General features: G+C 62.1%; 19 protein-coding genes and 1 tRNA gene. 7 read left to right on the forward strand and 13 right to left on the reverse strand.

What is annotated here, in order from left to right; all coding sequences use genetic code 11:
• Positions 1–34: 34 nt before the first annotated feature.
• The 6 genes from O7B34_RS06975 to O7B34_RS07000 form a co-directional block, all read right to left on the reverse strand.
• Positions 35–3832, reverse strand: a complete 3798-nt coding sequence (locus tag O7B34_RS06975) for a vitamin B12-dependent ribonucleotide reductase (RefSeq protein ID WP_337145417.1) — start codon at positions 3830–3832, stop codon at positions 35–37.
• Positions 3833–4507: 675 nt separating this feature from the next.
• Positions 4508–4819: a PilZ domain-containing protein gene (locus O7B34_RS06980; protein ID WP_337145418.1), complete on the reverse strand. Its 312-nt coding sequence runs from the start codon at positions 4817–4819 to the stop codon at positions 4508–4510.
• A gap of 104 nt (positions 4820–4923) precedes the next feature.
• Entirely contained in the window at positions 4924–5412 is a 489-nt protein-coding gene (locus O7B34_RS06985) for an NUDIX hydrolase (protein ID WP_337145419.1), read from the reverse strand.
• A 211-nt stretch (positions 5413–5623) separates the two neighbouring features.
• Positions 5624–6124 (reverse strand): xanthine phosphoribosyltransferase, encoded by a 501-nt coding sequence (gpt, locus tag O7B34_RS06990; protein WP_027145490.1) that lies wholly within the window; start codon positions 6122–6124, stop codon positions 5624–5626.
• Between the two features lie 116 nt (positions 6125–6240).
• The gene (locus O7B34_RS06995) at positions 6241–7074 is read right to left on the reverse strand and encodes a universal stress protein (RefSeq protein WP_337107015.1); all 834 of its coding nucleotides are present in this window, start codon (positions 7072–7074) and stop codon (positions 6241–6243) included.
• 80 nt (positions 7075–7154) lie between these two features.
• Entirely contained in the window at positions 7155–7898 is a 744-nt protein-coding gene (locus O7B34_RS07000) for a competence/damage-inducible protein A (RefSeq protein ID WP_337140544.1), read from the reverse strand.
• Positions 7899–8119: 221 nt separating this feature from the next.
• On the opposite strand from O7B34_RS07000, the gene O7B34_RS07005 reads away from it, so the two are divergent.
• On the forward strand, positions 8120–8401 hold the full coding sequence (locus tag O7B34_RS07005; protein WP_337145420.1) for a hypothetical protein: 282 nt from the start codon (positions 8120–8122) through the stop codon (positions 8399–8401).
• Positions 8402–8468: 67 nt separating this feature from the next.
• Here the strand turns inward: O7B34_RS07005 and O7B34_RS07010 are convergent, their stop codons facing one another.
• The 4 genes from O7B34_RS07010 to O7B34_RS07025 all read right to left on the reverse strand — a co-directional run bounded on the left by O7B34_RS07010 (position 8469) and on the right by O7B34_RS07025 (position 10670).
• Positions 8469–8708 (reverse strand): DUF2188 domain-containing protein, encoded by a 240-nt coding sequence (locus O7B34_RS07010; protein ID WP_337145421.1) that lies wholly within the window; start codon positions 8706–8708, stop codon positions 8469–8471.
• A gap of 28 nt (positions 8709–8736) precedes the next feature.
• Positions 8737–9015, reverse strand: coding sequence for a DUF982 domain-containing protein (locus tag O7B34_RS07015; RefSeq protein WP_337145634.1), 279 nt, complete (start codon positions 9013–9015; stop codon positions 8737–8739).
• A 100-nt stretch (positions 9016–9115) separates the two neighbouring features.
• Entirely contained in the window at positions 9116–9433 is a 318-nt protein-coding gene (locus O7B34_RS07020) for an SH3 domain-containing protein (RefSeq protein WP_337145422.1), read from the reverse strand.
• Positions 9434–9566: 133 nt separating this feature from the next.
• Positions 9567–10670 (reverse strand): NADH:flavin oxidoreductase/NADH oxidase, encoded by a 1104-nt coding sequence (locus tag O7B34_RS07025; RefSeq protein WP_337145423.1) that lies wholly within the window; start codon positions 10668–10670, stop codon positions 9567–9569.
• A 158-nt stretch (positions 10671–10828) separates the two neighbouring features.
• Between O7B34_RS07025 and O7B34_RS07030 the strand changes: the two genes are divergently transcribed.
• Positions 10829–11407 carry an NUDIX domain-containing protein gene (locus O7B34_RS07030; protein WP_337145424.1) on the forward strand — a complete coding sequence of 193 codons (579 nt, stop codon included), beginning with the start codon at positions 10829–10831 and terminating at the stop codon, positions 11405–11407.
• Positions 11408–11429: 22 nt separating this feature from the next.
• On the opposite strand, the gene O7B34_RS07035 is transcribed toward O7B34_RS07030, so the two are convergent.
• Positions 11430–11969: a J domain-containing protein gene (locus O7B34_RS07035; protein ID WP_027145498.1), complete on the reverse strand. Its 540-nt coding sequence runs from the start codon at positions 11967–11969 to the stop codon at positions 11430–11432.
• A 211-nt stretch (positions 11970–12180) separates the two neighbouring features.
• On the opposite strand from O7B34_RS07035, the gene O7B34_RS07040 reads away from it, so the two are divergent.
• From O7B34_RS07040 to O7B34_RS07055, 4 genes are all read left to right on the forward strand, one after another.
• On the forward strand, positions 12181–12468 hold the full coding sequence (locus O7B34_RS07040; RefSeq protein ID WP_337145425.1) for a PilZ domain-containing protein: 288 nt from the start codon (positions 12181–12183) through the stop codon (positions 12466–12468).
• A 172-nt stretch (positions 12469–12640) separates the two neighbouring features.
• Positions 12641–13360, forward strand: coding sequence for a carbonic anhydrase (locus O7B34_RS07045; RefSeq protein WP_337145426.1), 720 nt, complete (start codon positions 12641–12643; stop codon positions 13358–13360).
• Positions 13361–13447: 87 nt separating this feature from the next.
• Entirely contained in the window at positions 13448–13708 is a 261-nt protein-coding gene (locus tag O7B34_RS07050; protein WP_337145427.1) for a hypothetical protein, read from the forward strand.
• A complete protein-coding gene (locus O7B34_RS07055) occupies positions 13681–14436 on the forward strand; it encodes a bestrophin-like domain (RefSeq protein WP_337145428.1) in 756 nt (251 codons plus the stop codon). Before O7B34_RS07050 ends, O7B34_RS07055 begins: the two co-directional genes overlap by 28 nt.
• Positions 14437–14517: 81 nt before the next feature.
• On the opposite strand, the gene O7B34_RS07060 is transcribed toward O7B34_RS07055, so the two are convergent.
• Positions 14518–14603 (reverse strand) — tRNA-Leu (locus tag O7B34_RS07060).
• A 280-nt stretch (positions 14604–14883) separates the two neighbouring features.
• Positions 14884–15546 (reverse strand): outer membrane protein, encoded by a 663-nt coding sequence (locus tag O7B34_RS07065; protein ID WP_337145429.1) that lies wholly within the window; start codon positions 15544–15546, stop codon positions 14884–14886.
• A gap of 248 nt (positions 15547–15794) precedes the next feature.
• Here O7B34_RS07065 and ade point away from each other — a divergent pair, with 248 nt between their 5' ends.
• Positions 15795–17612 (forward strand): adenine deaminase, encoded by a 1818-nt coding sequence (ade, locus tag O7B34_RS07070; protein ID WP_337145430.1) that lies wholly within the window; start codon positions 15795–15797, stop codon positions 17610–17612.
• Positions 17613–17626 lie beyond the last annotated feature (14 nt).

Genomic DNA, 17626 nt, shown 5'->3' on the forward strand with positions numbered 1-17626 from the left:
GATGATATTATTATTGCGTTTTAGCGGTTGGTTCTCAGCTGCACCCGCTCGTGGCGCCGCACGTGTCGCACTTCTCGCAAGTCCCGTTCCGCACCATGGTAAAATTCTGGCACTCGGAGCAGGAATTGCCGGTGTAGCCCTGGAGCAGCGATTTGGCGCGGCGGTCGGCGGCGAGTTTCTTCGCCTCGGCCGCTTCATGGGCCGCCGTATCGGTGAACAGGGCCGCGGTGCGATCGGTCGAGGCATCGGAGACCGCTTCCTCGAAGGCGATGTCTTCCGCCAGTTCCTTGGCCCGCTCCTCATAGTCGCGCTTGTAGGCGATCGCCTCGTCGCTCGCGGGCTTCAACGCCAGCACGTTGGAGCCGGAGAAGGCTGTCGGCGCCGAACGGGCAGGGATGCCGGAGGAGCCGGCAAAACCCTTCGGCTCGTTGCCGCTTGCCCTCGAAACCAGCTTCACCGGCGAGCCGCGGGTCAGGCCCTTGGAGACGGCGTCGGTCTTGCCTTCGCTGATGCCGCGGCCAAGCGCGGTGTTGGAGAAGTCCGACTGGTCGACATGGGCGAGGTCGTTGCGGCCGAGATAGGAGATGGCGAGCTCCCTGAACACGTAGTCGAGGATCGACGTCGCGCTCTTGATGGCATCGTTGCCGATGACCATGCCGGCCGGCTCGAACTTGGTGAAGGTGAAGGCGTGCACATATTCGTCGAGCGGCACGCCATATTGCAGGCCGAGCGAGATCGCGATGGCGAAGTTGTTGAGAAGGCCACGCAGCGTGGCGCCTTCCTTGTTCATGTCGATGAAGATCTCGCCGAGACGGCCATCGTCATACTCGCCGGTGCGCAGAAAGATGGTGTTGCCACCGATCTTGGCCTTCTGCGTGTAACCCTTGCGGCGGCCGGGCAGCTTCTCCTGCTCGCGCGACACGCGTTCGATGATGCGTTCGACGATGCGCTCGGTGATCTGCGCCGCGCGCGCCGCAGCCGGTGCCTGGATCAGCTGCTCGATCGCATCGTCCTCATCCTCCTCGCCATCGGCGAGCAGCGAGGCATTGAGCGGCTGCGACAGCTTCGAGCCGTCGCGATAGAGCGCGTTCGCCTTCAGCGCCAGTTTCCACGACAGCATGTAGGCGCTCTTGGCATCCTCCACCGTCGCGTCGTTCGGCATGTTGATGGTCTTGGAGATGGCGCCGGAGATGAAGGGTTGGGCGGCCGCCATCATCTGGATGTGGCTGTTGATCGAAAGCGAGCGCTTGCCGATCTTGCCGCAGGGGCTGGCGCAGTCGAACACGGGGAGGTGTTCGGCCTTGAGGAAGGGCGCGCCTTCCAGCGTCATCGCACCGCAGACATGGATGTTGGCGGCCTCGATGTCCTTCCTGGAGAAACCCAGCGCCGGCAGCATTTCGAACGAGAAGTCGTTGAGCTGCTCGTCGGTGAAGCCAAAAGTCTCCTTCACCCAGTCGGCGCCGAGCGTCCACTGGTTGAAGACGAACTTGATGTCGAAGGCCGACTTAAGCGCGGCGTTGAGCGCAGCGATCTTGTCGTCGGTGAAGCCCTTTGTCTTGAGCGAACCGGGGTTGACGGCCGGCGCCTGGTTGAGATTGCCGTGGCCGACCGCATAGGCCTCGATCTCGGCGATCTGGCTCTCGGAATAGCCCAACGTGCGTAGCGCTTCCGGCACGGCGCGGTTGATGATCTTGAAATAGCCGCCGCCGGCGAGCTTCTTGAACTTTACCAGGGCGAAGTCGGGCTCGATGCCGGTGGTGTCGCAATCCATGACCAGGCCGATCGTGCCGGTGGGCGCGATCACGGTTGCCTGCGCGTTGCGGTAGCCATGCTCCTCGCCGAGCTCAATAGCGCGGTCCCAGGCGGCCTTGGCGTGGGTGGCCAAATCCTGCTGCTTCAGGTCCGACGCCACGAGAGGCACCGGATTGACGGCGAGCTTTTCGTAACCGTCCTTGTCGCCATAGGCGGCGCGACGATGATTGCGCATGACGCGCAGCATGTTCTGGGCGTTGCGGTCATAGTCGGGGAAGGCGCCGAGCTCGGAAGCCATTTCCGCCGAGGTCGAGTAGGCGACGCCGGTCATGATAGCGGTCAGCGCGGCGCAGATGGCGCGGCCCTCGTCGGAATCGTAGGGAATGCCCGAGGTCATCAGCAGGCCGCCGATATTGGCGTAGCCGAGGCCCAGCGTGCGGTAGTCGTAGGAGAGCTTGGCGATCTCCTTCGACGGGAACTGCGCCATCATCACGGAGATTTCCAGAACCATGGTCCACAGCCGCACGGTGTGCTCGTAGGCAGCGATATCGATCGTGCCGTCGGCATTGCGGTAGGGGAGCAGGTTGATCGAGGCGAGATTGCAGGCCGTGTCGTCGAGGAACATGTATTCCGAGCACGGGTTGGAGGCCCGGATCGCACCGGCCGAAGCGCAGGTGTGCCAGTCGTTCATCGTCGTGTTGAAATGCAGGCCGGGATCAGCCGACGCCCAGGCGGCGTAGCCGATCTTTTCCCAGAGGTCCCGCGCCTTCAGCGTCTTCAAGACCTTGCCGTCCTTGCGGGCGGTCAGGTGCCAGTCGGCGTCGGTCTCGACGGCGCGCAGGAAGTTGTCCTTCAGCGAGACCGAATTGTTGGAGTTCTGGCCCGAGACGGTGAGGTAGGCGTCAGAATCCCAGTCGGTGTCGTAGGTCTTGAACGACATCGACTTGTAGCCCTGCTTGGCGAACTGGATGACGCGGTAGATGTAGTTTTCCGGCACCGCCGATTTCTTGGCCGCCTTGATTTCGCGCTTCAGCGCCGTGTTGACGGCCGGATCGAAGCAGTCGTCGTCATGGCCTTCGCAATTGACGCAAGCCTTCATGATCGCTTCGAGATGCTTCTTGACGATCTTGGAGCCGGTCACCAGCGAGGCGACCTTCTGCTCTTCATTGACCTTCCAGTCGATGAATTCCTCGATGTCGGGGTGGTCGGCGTCGACGATGACCATTTTCGCGGCGCGGCGCGTCGTGCCGCCCGACTTGATGGCGCCCGCCGCACGGTCGCCGATCTTGAGGAAGCTCATCAGGCCGGACGAGCGGCCGCCGCCGGACAGCTTTTCGCCTTCGCCGCGCAGCAGCGAGAAGTTCGAGCCGGTGCCGGAGCCATATTTGAACAGGCGCGCCTCGCGCACCCACAGATCCATGATGCCGCCCTCGTTGACGAGGTCGTCCTGCACGCCCTGGATGAAGCAGGCATGCGGCTGCGGATGCTCATAGGAGGATTTCGACTTCGTCAGCTTGCCCGTGAAGGGGTCGACATAGAAATGGCCCTGGCTCGGACCGTCGATGCCGTACGCCCAGTGCAGGCCGGTGTTGAACCATTGCGGCGAGTTCGGCGCGACGCGCTGCGTCGCCAGCATATAGGCAAGCTCGTCGCGGAAGGCGCGCGCGTCTTCCTCCGAAGCCTTGAAGTAGCCGCCCTTCCAGCCCCAATAGGTCCAGGTGCCGGCCAGCCGGTCGAAGACCTGGCGGGCGTCGATCTCGGAGCCGTAGCGCTCGGCTTCCGGCAGCTTGGCGAGCTCGGCCTCATCGGCGACGGAGCGCCACAGGAAGGAGGGGACGTCGTTCTCCTCGACCTTCTTCAGGCGCGCGGGAACGCCGGCCTTGCGGAAATATTTCTGGGCCAGGATGTCGGCGGCGACCTGGGAGAACTGCGCCGGCACGTCGATGTTGTCCAAGCGGAACACCACCGAGCCATCCGGATTTTTGATCTCGGAAAGCGCCTTGCGGAATTCGATCTCCGCATAAGCGGCCCCTTCTTGGCCTGCATGTCCTGGCTTGGTGAAACGACGCTCGATGCGCATTGGTCCGGTCCCTTTTGTCTATATATAGCGCTTTCATCGGGGGATTTCTGCCCCCAAAAGACGAAACGCGCAGTCCGCCGTTTGCCGGCATCGCGAACAATGTCGGCATCTCCTCTTCGCAGGCGCGGCCACGCACACGAGAAAACGCCTTGCCGGGCGTTTGCCGAGGCTGCCAACCGACCCCGCGGGTCCCTCAAAACTGAATTTTTCGATTCCCTCACCCGAGGGAAGTTCACACTATCTAGCGTCGAACCTAGCTGCAAACACTAAATATAGTATTAACAGACAATTTATTCCAGTCCGACAATTCTCCCTTTCGTCGCCCCACCACCCACGATCCCAACGCTTCCGCCGGCCTCGTAAACAGGCGGAAATGCGGGCAAAACGCACATAATCCGGGAAAAAGACCGGGCTCAGAACTTTCCGGTCGCGCTCTCAACAGGAGCGCATGGCCTATAAAAGGCGACTCGTTTCGAGCCGTCAAGGATTCGTTTGCGTAGCTTTTGTGACCCCAACATCTTGTGTGTCACACATGTGGATAACGGGGATAGAATTGACCGCTTTGGCGGTCATTTTCCGGCGGCAGGCACACGCGATCAGCCAGTCCGCGATACAGAGTTGCGTAAAGACTGTCCCGCAGGGCTGCAAAAGCCCGGCAAGCCGGTGCGCAGGGAATTAGCCGTAGTGCAGCTTCGGCTTGGGTTCGGTACCGGTGAACTGTACGCCGATCCGGTCGTTGCGGCGCCAGCGGACCTCGCAGCGATAGGCGACGCCGTCGAGCGGCACATAGAGAAGGAAATGGTCGGGAACCCGGGCTTCGAGCGGCATTTTCAGTTCGGCGCCGCCCGCATGCTGGTTGCGCACCGTGCAACCGACTTCTGAATTCTGGATCCCGGTGATGATCGTTCCACCTTTGAGCACGCGCGGCCGATGCTCGCGCTGCGGCTCGCCGGGATCTTGCTGAAGTGGGTCTACGGGATTCGTCATCGATCAAACCAGGAGTGACCGATTCTTAGCGAAGAAAAATTAGCAAACCATTGCGACACAGCGCAAGGTTGTGAATCAGCCGTGATACACGCAAAAGGCGTCGATCAGGAGAATCTGCGCGGGTCGGCACAGAAATAGGCGATGATCTGACAGAGGTCGGGCTCGTTGACCATGCGCACGACTTCGCTGGAACTGAACCATTTGCGGGTGCGGGAGTGCTTTTCCTTCCAGCGGTCCGCGATCTTGTCGACGTGCAGCGGAAACACCAGCACCTCGCAAGGCACTTCTTCGCCCGAAGCCAGCACCTTGGCATAGAAATAACGGCCGGCTTCGAGATGGGAGATGTTGCCGCGCAGACCGGCTTCCTCGGCGGCCTCGCGGGCGGCCGCTTCGCAGAGCGGCTCCCTGGCTTCCGGCCAGCCTTTGGGCAACACCCAGCGGCCAGTGTCACGGCTGGTGATCAGCATGACCTCGACGCCGTTCCCGACATCGCGCCAGGGCAGGGCAGCAACCTGCAGACGGCACGGCGCCGTGCCGAAGAGCCGCCGGACCCTTTCAGCGAGGTGGTTGTGCGTCGTTGGCCGTGTCAACATCGGAGAAGCTAGCCCCAGCCTCCAGAATCGTTTGCCGTCTTATGAATCTTACGGCTAATTGTGGCCAATAAAAGTAAAAACTTCGGTCACGCCGGCTGATTCCCGTCAACAAGGGGTCGATTTCACAGGATAGCTTGTCGGCGGGTCGCTCCGCGCAAGCAAATATCGTCATCGGCGCTGGCTTGATTGGCAAAAACCGGTTTGCCGCGAATCAGCCGGCGTGATCGTCGGCGATCGGCTTCTGATAGGTGAAGCCCATGTCCCAGGGAAAATAGATCCAGGTGTCCTGGCTGACCTCGGTGACGAAAGTATCGACCAGCGGCCGGCCCTTGGGCTTGGCGTAGACGGTCGCGAAATGGGCCTTCGGCATCATTGCGCGCACGATGCCGGCGGTCTTGCCGGTGTCGGTCAGGTCGTCGATGATCAGCACGCCGGCGCCATCGTCGGCCAGCAAGGCCGGCGTGATCTCCTTCAGCACCTGCAATTGTCCCTGGCTGGTGTAGTCGTGATAGGAGGCGACACAGACCGTCTCGATGACGCGGATACCGAGTTCGCGCGAGATGATAGCCGCCGGGACCAGGCCACCGCGCGTGATGCAGACGATGGCCTTCCATTGACCCTTGCTTGCGCCGGCAAGCCGCCAGGCAAGTGCGCGGGCGTCGCGATGGAACTGGTCCCAGGAGACCGGGAAAGCTTTTTCGGGAAGGGACATGTCTCGCGCACTCCGCGGCACGCGACAGCCGCGTGCAAGAAAACAGGGGAATGCGCGCGGAATTAACTGGAAACCCCACGGCTTGGCAAGGGTGGCTGGTAGTGATCGCTGTGGACTTACCGCGACAGGAAGGCTGCTACCTGTGCCGTGCGCAGCACCGTGCGCGTCACCCCGCCGAACAGAAGCTGACGCAGCCAGGAGTGGCTGTAGGCGCCCAGCACCAGCAGATCGGCGCCGGTCTCGGCGATCCTGTTCTGGATCATGTCGTCGACCGAGGTGCCGCCCGATTTCTGCACCGAGACGCTGACGGTGGCGCCGTGGCGCGACAGCGCGGAGGCGATTTCGGCGCCCGCGGCCTCCGGGCTTTCGTCGAGCGTATCGGGTGGATCGATGACCAGTATGTCGGTTTTGTCGGCCTCGATGATGAAGGGCAGGGCATCGAACGCGGCGCGGGCGGCCTCCTTGCTGCCGTTCCAGGCAAGCAGAACGCGTTTGAACGTGGTGACGAGAGGGCCGGCATGCGGCACCACCAACACCGGCCGGCCGGCATCGTAGACCAGCGTATCGACGTCGGCGCTAGGATCGCCGTCGGTCTCGCGTTGGGCGGCGATGATGAGATCGGCGGCGCGCACGTTTGAAATGCCGGTCAGCGCGCTGTCGCCGGAGAAGCTCTCCAGGCTGCGCCATTCGAAGGAAAGGCCGGAATCCTCGATGCGCCTCAGAAAGAAAGCCTGGAGTTTTTCGGCCCGCTCCCGGTTCATGTCGGCGGAAACCTGCAGGAACTCCGTATCGGGAAAACCCGTCGCCGAAGTGTAGGGCACCGGGAGCGCCTCGGCATGGATGCCGATCAGATGGCTTTCGAAGCGGCTGGCAAGCGGAATGGCGCAGTCGAGCACCCGCTCGGCGTCCTGCTCGTTCTGCAGAATGGCAACGATGGTCTTGAAGCGCATGATGATCCCTCGATCTTGCGAGTGACGGGTCGCGGCAGGGAAACGTTGCGGCGTCGGCCTTGGTTCCGGTTTGCCCCGGATCAGCTCGCCTTGCCGGCGAAGCCGGCCACCATGGCCTCGACATCGGCGCGCGCGGCTTCAAGCGCATCCGCGCTGCGGGCACGAACCACCAGTTCGGTCCAGAATTTGCCATCGCCATATTTAGGGTAGGAGCCGATGATCGTATCCGGATGCGCTTTCTGGATCTCACCCAACGGCCCGCCGACAAGACCCTCGCCGAACGGACAGTGCACCGTGGCCGACAGCATTTTCGTGCCGGTCTTCAGCGTCGGGACGACATTGTCGAGCATGGCCTGGAAGATCGACGGCACGCCGGCCATGACATGGACGTTGCCAATGCGGAATCCTGGGGCCACGGACACCGGGTTGTCGATATGGTCGGCGCCGCGCGGCATTCGCGCCATGCGCTTGCGAGCCTCCGTGTATTCGATGCCGCGTGCGGCATAGCTCGCCTCCAGCAGGGCATAGGCCTTGGCATCGTATTCACAGGGCACGCCGAATGCCTTGGCGATCGAATCGGCCGTGATGTCGTCATGCGTCGGGCCGATGCCGCCGGTGGTGAACACATAGGTATAGCGTGTGCGCACGGCATTCACCGCCGCGACGATCTCGTCTTCCTCGTCGGGAACAATGCGCACCTCCTTCAGGTCGATGCCGATCGCCGTCATGATATCGGCAAGGTGGCCGATGTTCTTGTCCTTGGTGCGGCCGGACAGGATCTCATCGCCGATGACAAGCATGGCGGCAGTGACGATTTCAGGCATGAAAGGCTCCGGCAGACGGGCCGTCTGAATAGCGCGGCCGACGGGCGGCGGCAATGCCCGCCTGAACAAGTCGTCGCCTTCATCGAGCGCATAGCGGCGCGCGCTTTTGTCGCTCCGGCATCACCGCCACTTCACGAGAATTTCAGGGAACCATTCGGCTGACTATTGGGTTTTCACCCTGTCGCACCCAAGACGACCAAAGTAGATACGGAGTAACTAATATGTATGTAAAACTTCTAGCCGCGTCCGCTCTGACGATTGCTCTCGCCACATCGGCCATGGCTCAGTCGTCAGAACCGACATATACCAACCACAGCTGGTGGCTGTTCGGCAACAATGACGAGACAACTGTCGATCCACGCACCACGGGAAGCATCAACGCCTACGGCTCGGGACTGAGCACCCAAGGCAATACCGGAGGTATCGGCCCATGTGCCCACAACACGCCTGGCCCCGACGCCAATTCCGGGCAGAACGTCAACGATCAGTACTGCGGCAAGTAATTCGGCCCACAGGGCGCCGGATGACCGCGGATGGTTTCACACCATCCGCGGTCATCGTCTGTCGTGATCAATCCGAGATTTCGGTCTGAGGCCGGTCGCGGCCGTCGGCCAGTTCCTCGTGCCACCTACCTTCGGCGTCCTCATACTGGATGCCATCGGTGGAGCCCGCCACTTGTTGCTCGGCCGAAGCGATCTCGGCGGCGCGCAACGCATCCTGATGTGTGGGAAATGTCTCCGAGAAGGTTGAGCCGACCTTGTAGGCCCAGCCACCGTCGTGCTCGACGATCTTGTAAGTCAGCTTCGCCATCAAAACCTCCAGTTAAAGGTCCGCCTGCTCAATGCAACCGGTCATCGGGCAGCTTATCGTCGGGCACCAGCACTTCCGATTCCCTGGCGGCCTCGATCAGTGCCCGGCGCGCTTCCGCTGTCGAACGATAACCTTCCAGCACTTTGAGGCAAGTGTCGAGAGCATCACGATGACGGGGGCCGCGATTGAGCGGCCACACAGTCATCAGGCACTCCGCCGCCTCCTGGGTCGAGCGGATATGGCGATATTTGCCGACGTGGCCAAGCTCGACCACGACAGGCGTTTCAAAAGGTTTGCTGTCCATCATGGCCGCAACGCAAAGCAGCCGATTTGGTTGCAAAAATGGCCTTCGGTCTGCGCCCAAAAGTCGCGTCGCGTCCGTGACGCGCACTGGATGCATTGGCGTCTCAGTAACCGCAGTTGTTGCGCAGCCAGCGTGCATTCGCCCAGCCGGTGCCGCCGCCGATTTCGACCTGGTACCAGTTACCGCGCCGGTCGAAGATCTCGGTATGGTCGCCGTTGAACAATTGCCCGATCATCCGCGATGACGAGTTCGGCCGTGTGCGCACGGCCAGAAAGCCGCTGCCGGTCGCCAGATTATAGCGGCCGGAGAGGCCGTGCACCGTACCCTCGCAATATTGCGCGACGGTCGGCGTCGAAGCGCCGAGCCAAGACCCGACCACGGCCGTAAGTGCTGCAGCCGACAAGAATGCCCTGAACGACATGATTATCTCCCAAGCCGGCCGCGCCCGCCGCAGCCTGACCCAGCGTAACAGGTTGCGGCCAGAATTGAAGCGGGCCGTCGGCGAACGGTCCGGGATCACAAGCAGGAGTGCGCCGGGATCGGGAGATGAGCGATCAGCCGGCGGCCTTCATCCAGTGTTCCATCGTCGTCACCGAGCGGGCGAGCTGCGGTGCCGGATGGATTTTTTCACTGAAGGTGGCGGCCGCACGCCATCCCCAGCGCGGATCGGCGAGGAAGGCGCGTGCCAGCGCCACCATGTCGGCGCGGCCCTCGGCTATAACAGCCTCGGCCTGTCTCGGGTCGTCGATCAGGCCGACCGCACGGGTCGGAATGCCGGCGCCCTTGCGTACGGCTTCCGCCAGATGCACCTGATAGCCGGGGCCAGAGGGTAATTTCTGCAATGGCGAATTGCCGCCGCTCGAGCAGCAGAGATAGGCGATGCCTTCGGCCTTCAGCACTTTCGCCACTTCGATCGCGTCCTCGACGTCAAAGCCGCCATCGACCCAGTCCTTCACCGACAACCGTGCGCCGAGCATCAGCTTTGGCGCTGCCTTCTTCACCGCCCTGGCGATCTCGACGACAAAACGCATCCGGTTTTCCAGCGAGCCGCCCCAGCGATCCGTGCGCTGGTTGGACAGCGGCGACAGGAACTGGAAGATCAGGTAGCCATGCGCCGCGTGCAGTTCGATGAAGTCGAAGCCGGCGCGTTCGGCCCGCGTGGCGGCTTCCGCGAACCGCTCGATGAGCTGCAGGATTTCCTCGTCCTCCAGGGCGTGCGGCACGTTCCAGCCGGTGTCATAGGCGATGGCCGAGGCCGAGACGGTCTGCCAGGGGTCCTCGTTTGGCTGCAATGGGCCGCCACCTTCCCAAGGCTTGCGGTTCGAGGCCTTGCGGCCGGCGTGCGCCAGCTGCGTGCCGAACTTCGTGCCGGGTGCGGCCACGCGCCGGGCCGCGTCCAGCGCGCGGCGCGCGGCGGCCTCATTGTCTTCGGAATAGAGGCCGAGGCAGCCATGGCTGATGCGTCCGCGCCGCTCGACATCTGTCATCTCCACCGTGACCATGCCGGCGCCGGACATGGCCAGGTTCATCCAGTGGTAAAGATGCCAATCGCTGGCCGAGCCGTCCTCGGCGGAATACTGGCACATCGGCGCCACGGCGATGCGATTGGGAAAGGTGAGCCCATCGAGTGTGATCGGCTGGAAAAGCGATGTCGTCATGAACAAACTCCGGGGAGGGGAATGCGCTATTTAGGCAATGGCACCCTTCCATACCACACACGAGACAGTGAAAGGGTCCTGGACCAATCGCTGGCCCGATTGCGCCTGTACCGGTTCGCGGTTACGCCTGCCTCCGCCAGCAAGCATCGAGGTGTCAGATGGAAGATCGCATTCGTATCCGCTCGGAAGAGGTTCTTTCCGACGACTGGGCGGTGCTGAAGAAGACCGTGCTCGACTACCGCCGGCGTGACGGCCAATGGGAGACGCAGATTCGCCAGACCTATGATCGCGGCGACGGCGCGGTGATCCTGCCCTATGACCCCCTGCGTTCGACCGTACTTCTGGTGCGTCAGTTTCGCTATCCCGCCTATGTCACCGGCCACCGCGAACCGCTGATCGAGGCCTGTGCCGGGCTGCTGGACGAAAACGATCCGGAGACCGCCATCCGCAAGGAAGCCGAGGAAGAACTGGGTTACCGGTTGAACAGGATCGAACGGCTGTTTTCGCCTTACATGAGTCCCGGCAGCGTGACCGAGCGGCTCTGGTTCTTCATCGCGCGCTATTCGCCCGCCGACCGCATCTCGGCCGGCGGCGGAGCACCCGACGAAGGCGAGGACATCGAGGTCCTGGAAATGCCGCTCGACGAAGCGCTGGCCGGCATCGCCGATGGCCGCATCATCGATGCCAAGACCATCATCCTGATCCAGCATCTGAAGCTGAACCCGATGGCGGCTTGATCAGAGGCCGAGGGATTCCAATTCAGCCCGCATGATCCAACAGGCGGGTGGTTGCCGCGTCACGATGATGTTCGGAATTAACGCGATCGATACCTTCGACGGTGATGGCGAACGTCCCGTTTTCTGTTCTGGCTATCCAGCCCTTCGCTTTTAGATACCAGAGGTGAAACTCGAGGTGCTCACGCGGACAGCCTGACATTCGTTCGAGCTCATCGTCGCCAATGCCAGGATTGTTGACGTCCTGTCGGCGTTTTACATAAAGCAGTGAGAGCACTTTGGCTTGAAAGACCGAATCGCGATCGAGGTTGTTGCTGTTGCTCGCCTGATCGGTCAGCTCGGCCCGGAGGTTCAAATGGGCCTTGTACTGAATATCGTATTGCGCACGCTTGACCGGATCCTTGAGCGTGTTGTGAGCCTCCAGGATATCGCTGAAGCGTGACTCGTTGCCGGTGACCTGGTTGTCGGGGTGGTAGCGCATGGCAAAATGACGAAAAATGCGTTCTATCGTTTCCGAATTTGCATTCGGACTGATTTCCAGCATTTCATAGAAGTCAACGAACATACCTGGTTCCCCATGCCATGCATTTTCGGCTGTCTCTGCCGCACTGTCAGGTGACAACCTTGGCGATGACTATAGAGTATATATTTCACGATTTAATAATATGCCGAGCGTACAACGGACAGGCACAGGATTTAAGCGAAAACGTCGGACCTTTGCGTCCTGAGCCGCAGACTTTAGTCTGGGAGCATTTCGCTCGTCGGAGGCGGCTTGCATGACCGATAAACCTTCTGACCCTCCGGTAGAGCGTCGAACGCACCTGCGCGAGGTGGTTTTGAAGGATGCGTTCATAATCACGCAGGACGGCGAAATAGGCTGCGCGGTCAGAAATCAGCATGAGCACGGCGCCGAGTTGCGTGTCGCCGCAGGGGCAAAAGTGCCAGATAACTTCCGGCTGCGCATACCGTTGGACGGCGCGACCTATCGAGCGGAAGTGCGGTGGAGAAAAGGCGAGCGGCTAGGCATCCAGATCCACGGCAATTTCTCCCTGAAGATTAGATGATAAGGGGAGGCCGCCCTGATATTCAGGGGCACGCCCAGCCACCGCGTTAGGGTGGGTTTCGTGGGCCCAGCATCCCGGCCCGCTCTCTTCGATCCTGACCTTATCGCCAATCGCTTGCCTATATATTAGAGCAGGCGCATATTCTTGGGGGAACAATGGGCAGGGGGTAAGAATGTGCAGCACCTGTGATGGTACAGGGGTCGGCCGGAGGGAGTTCCTCAAAGTCGGCGCGGGGCTCATTGCGTTTGGCCTTGGTGGGGCCATATGGCCGGCGCGCGCGGCCGAAGACGTGGCGACGCCATTGAGCCTCGAGGAAGCGCTCGCTGCGCTAAAATCCGGCAACGAAAGCTACGTCAGTCACCCGGAACTCTGCTCGATCGACCTGGCCGCGCAGCGGAACGCTGTCGCCGCACACCAGGCGCCCTGGGCCACCATCATCAGTTGCGCCGACAGTCGCGTTCCGCCGGAGCTGATCTTCGGCGGTCACGGCGTTGGAGAACTGTTCGTCGCCCGCAATGCCGGCAACCTCGTCGACACTGCGACGCTCGGCACGGTTGAATACGGGGCAGCGGTGCTCGGCTCACCCTTGATCGTCGTTCTCGCGCACACAAACTGCGGCGCCGTCAAGGCGGCGTGCGACGTGGTCACCAAGAACGCGACCTATCCTGGCGCGATCGGCCCGATGATCGAACCGATCCTGCCCGCGGCGATAGCAATGCGGAGCGAAGCGGGTGATTTCGTCGACAACACTGCCAAGGAGAGCGCGCGGAGGACCGCGAGGCGCCTGGCGGCCTCGAGCAAGGTGTTAGCCGGTCTCATTAAGGCGGGGAAGCTGAAGATAGTCGCGGCGATCTATGATCTGCAGACGGGTGTGGTGACTTACATCGAATGACACACCCGTCATCGAGATCGAAGGCTCGGGGGCCTCGATGCGTTGGCGTCTGGCTTGGCTTGCTTTGGCAGGATCACTTTTGAGCGGTTGGGCGCCGGCCTGCCGACGGCGACGGTGGCGCGCTACCGATGCGGCCTTGCCGGCTGGGACTGCCGCGACGTGAGGATGGTGGAATTGGTCTCGTTTGGTGATCTGCCCCCGGCCGATCTGGCCGCGCTCAACGCTATTCCGGCCCGGCTTAGGCTGACGCCCGAACAGGTCGACAGAACTATCGCGGCGGTGCGCGAGGCGGTGCGCCATTGCCAATCGGAATGGGCGGCATGCGCGAAGCTTTCATCGCAACGGTAATCTTCCTGTGCCTGACGGCGGCCGCGCTCGCCAGCACGGCCATATGGCCAAAACTGCCGGCCAAACATCGTGACGACGAGACGAACACCGTCGTTCGGCACGCCGCGAACCTGTTCGGGGTTATGACCTCGCTGATGCTCGGCCTGATGATCAACTCGGCCAAGAACACCTTCGAATCGATCGATCGCAATGTGCATGCTTATGCGACCGAATTGATCCTTCTGGACAGGACCTTGCGCCAATATGGCCCGCAAACCGACACGGTACGCCAGCCGCTGGTCGTCTATGTGCAGCGGGTGGCGGGCGATGCCTCGCCGACCAGCGAGACGCTGGTCGGCGCCAACCGGCTCTCTGAGCAGTTGCTTGCGGAAATCGGCACCCGGCTGAGTGCGCTGGCACCACCCGACGACGCGCATGGCTTCATTGTGCAGGACGCCCGCCAGCATTTGCAGAAAGTGCTGGAACTGCGCTGGGTGCTGATCGAGCAGTCGGAGGGTACGATTCCGGTGCCTCTGATCACGCTCCTGGTGACCTGGCTGGTGCTGATCTTCGCCAGCTTCGGCTTCAGGGCGCCACGCAATACGATCACCATTTCGACCTACCTGGTGTCGGCGGCTTTGGTTGCCGGGGCGATCTATCTGATCTTCGATATGGACGTGGCCTTTTCCGGCCCGATCCAGATATCGATGGCTCCGCTGGAGAGGGCACTGTCCGAGTTAAAGCAGTGATCCGCAGCCGGTGGCCACGCCGGTTACATGACGTTGCGGCGGTTCAACACAGAAAAATCCAACAAACTTGAAGCCTTTTGCTGGTGCGGACGACGGGAATCGAACCCGTACGATCAGAGATCGAGGGATTTTAAGTCCCTTGCGTCTACCAATTCCGCCACGTCCGCAGGCCAGACCTTTTCAGACGCCAGACAAAGCCCGTCAAGTCGTGTTCTGCGGTGCCCGAACGCGCAACCCAGAGGAGGTCGCGTAACGATACTGGCGCGATCGCGGAATTATCCGCGCCGCGGGCGTGGGTAAATATCTGGGCGGCGGACTTGATCCGCCATGGCCGGCGCCTCTCAGGCCCAACCCATCCCCCCGCCCACTTGGGAGCGCCGGCCGCCCCACATCCGGCAAGACAGGTCTGCGCGCTGCTTGTCCAGCAACGACGCCCGGTGGCCACGTTCAGAACTTGTAGCTGAGATTGACGCCGACCGTGTTCAGTTTCACGCTCTGATCGCGATCGCTGAAGGGGGCTGGCGCCTCATGGTTCTCTGAGCCGAAATCGTAATAGCGATATTGCGCGCCCACGACGAACTTGTCGGTCAGCGCGTAGTCGACGCCCGCGCCCACGGTCCAACCGACATTTGTGCGCGTGTTGTCAAACCCTGGCCCCGAGGTCTGCGACGTCTCGATGTCGGCAAAGGCTATGCCGCCGATGCCGTAGACCAGCAGGCGGTCCACGGCGAAGCCGGCCTTGGCGTTGACCGACCCGAACCATTTGATTTCGGCGCCGAATGTGTCTCCCAAGCCTGATTGCGCCGTGCCGTCCACCGAGGAATAGTTAAGGTCCGCCTCGGCGCCCAGCACGGCCTGATCGAACTGCCAGAGGCCGGCGACATGGCCGCCGACGAATCCGCCGTCGACATCGGGCGTGATGGAAAATGGCGCGCCTTCCGTCGTGGTGATCTCGGAGCGGCCCCAGCCATATCCCGCCTGCAGGCCGGCATAGTAGCCGGTCCAGTCGAAGCCAGGCGCGGTCATTGGCACGTCGACTGTCGCGTCGGCAGCAAAAGCCGGCACGGACAGGACTGCAAGAAGACCGGCACTTGCGACCAGGCGATGCATCGAACCCCCCGAGACGAGTCAAATATCCTGGATCGGAACATAACCTGATCTGCGGCAAAACGGAATCGGATTTCCGCAAAGGTGATTAGGGCGAGGTCGAGCGCATCGCCGAGCGGATTTCAGCCGGCAACGCCAAGGTCGAAGTCGACCTGAAACCCGAGTAATCCGGCAATCTCCAGGCAAATCCCTTCTTCCTCGCTGGCCAAAACGCCGTCGGCTTGGCACAGTCGGGCAAACAGGAGTCTTTGATGGCCACGAAGCCGCCCGCTCGCGCGACGAAACCCAAACCGTGGACCGAAATGGCGACCGATCTGGTCGATGTCGCGATGGGCCGCAAACCCGCCGATCTCGTCATCCGCAACGGACGCTGGGTGAACGTCCATTCGGGCGAGATCATCGCCGGCACCGACATCGCCATCTCAGGCGGTCGCTTCGCCTATTGCGGGCCGAATGCCGGCCACACGATCGGGCAGGGCACCAAGGTGGTCGACGCGGGCGGACGCTATCTCGTGCCCGGCCTTTGCGACGCGCACATGCATGTCGAGAGCGGCATGGTGACGGTCACCGAATTCTGCCGCGCCGTCATCCCGCACGGAACCACCTCGATGTTCATCGATCCGCACGAGATCGCCAATGTGCTGGGCCTGCCGGGCGTGCGGCTGATGCATGACGAGGCCGTGGCCATGCCCATCAACGTGCATGTGCAGATGCCGTCCTGCGTGCCCTCGGCGCCTGGGCTCGAACATGCCGGCGCCGAACTGACGGTCGCCGATGTCGCGGAAGCGATGGGCTGGGAAAACATCATCGGACTTGGCGAGGTAATGAATTTCCCGGGCGTCGCCGCCAACGATCCGGTGATGTCGGGCGAGATCGCCGCGACGGTCAAAGCCGGCAAGACGGTTGGCGGGCATTATGCCTCGCGCGATCTTGGTCTGCCGTTCCACGGCTATGTCGCCGGCGGACCCGAGGATGACCACGAGGGCACGCGCGCCGAGGACGCAATCGCCCGCGTACGCCAGGGCATGAAGGCAATGCTGCGGCTGGGCTCTGCCTGGTACGACGTTGCCTCGCAGATCAAGGCGGTGACGGAAAGCGGCATCGATCCGCGCAACTTCATCCTGTGCACCGACGACAGCCATTCCGGCACGCTGGTGCATGAGGGACACATGGACCGGGTGGTGCGCCACGCCATCAGCCAAGGTCTGAAGCCCGTGACCGCGATCCAGATGGCAACGCTCAACACCGCCCTTCATTTCAAGCTGGAACGCGAGATCGGTTCGATCGCGCCGGGGCGGTTGGCCGACCTGCTGATTGTCTCCGATCTCGCCGCAATGAGCATCGACGAGGTCTATGCGCGGGGCGTCAGGCTGGCCAAGGGCGGCAAGCTCGACATCGATATCCCGGCCTATGATTATCCGAAGACGGCGAAGAACACCGTCAAATTGGGCAAGAAACTGAAGGCCGGCGATTTCGATATCGCGGCACCCAAGGGCGCCAACGAAGTGCGGGTGCGGGTGATCGGTGTCATCGAGAACCAGGCACCGACGCGCGCGCTGGAGGCCGATCTGCCGGTCGAGGACGGATTGGTCTCCATGGATCGCCGCAACGACGTTTGCCAGATCGCGCTGGTCGAGCGGCACAGGGGCACCGGTGGCGTCACCAATGCCTTCGTCTCCGGTTTTGGTTACATGGCCGACTGCGCCATGGCCTCCAGCGTCGCCCATGACGCCCATCACATCATCTGCGTTGGCACCAACAAGCAGGACATGGCGCTGGCCGTCAACCGGCTGGGGGAAGTCGGTGGCGGGGTTGTGCTGTTCTCCAAGGGCAAGGAACTGGCGCTGGTCGAAATGCCGATAGCCGGGCTGATGTCGGACGAGCGCGCCGAGATTGTCGCTGCCAAGGCTGAGAAACTGACCGAGGCAATGCGCAAGATGGGCTGTTCCCTGAACAACGCCTATATGCAGCACTCGCTGTTGGCACTGGTGGTCATTCCGGAGTTGAGAATTTCCGACGTCGGGCTGATCGACGTAACGACGTTCCAGAAAGTCGATCTGTTCGTCTGAGCGTCCGCTCTTGG

The sequence above is a fragment of the Mesorhizobium sp. Cs1299R1N3 genome, assembly GCF_037179625.1.
Taxonomy (GTDB): domain Bacteria; phylum Pseudomonadota; class Alphaproteobacteria; order Rhizobiales; family Rhizobiaceae; genus Mesorhizobium; species Mesorhizobium salmacidum.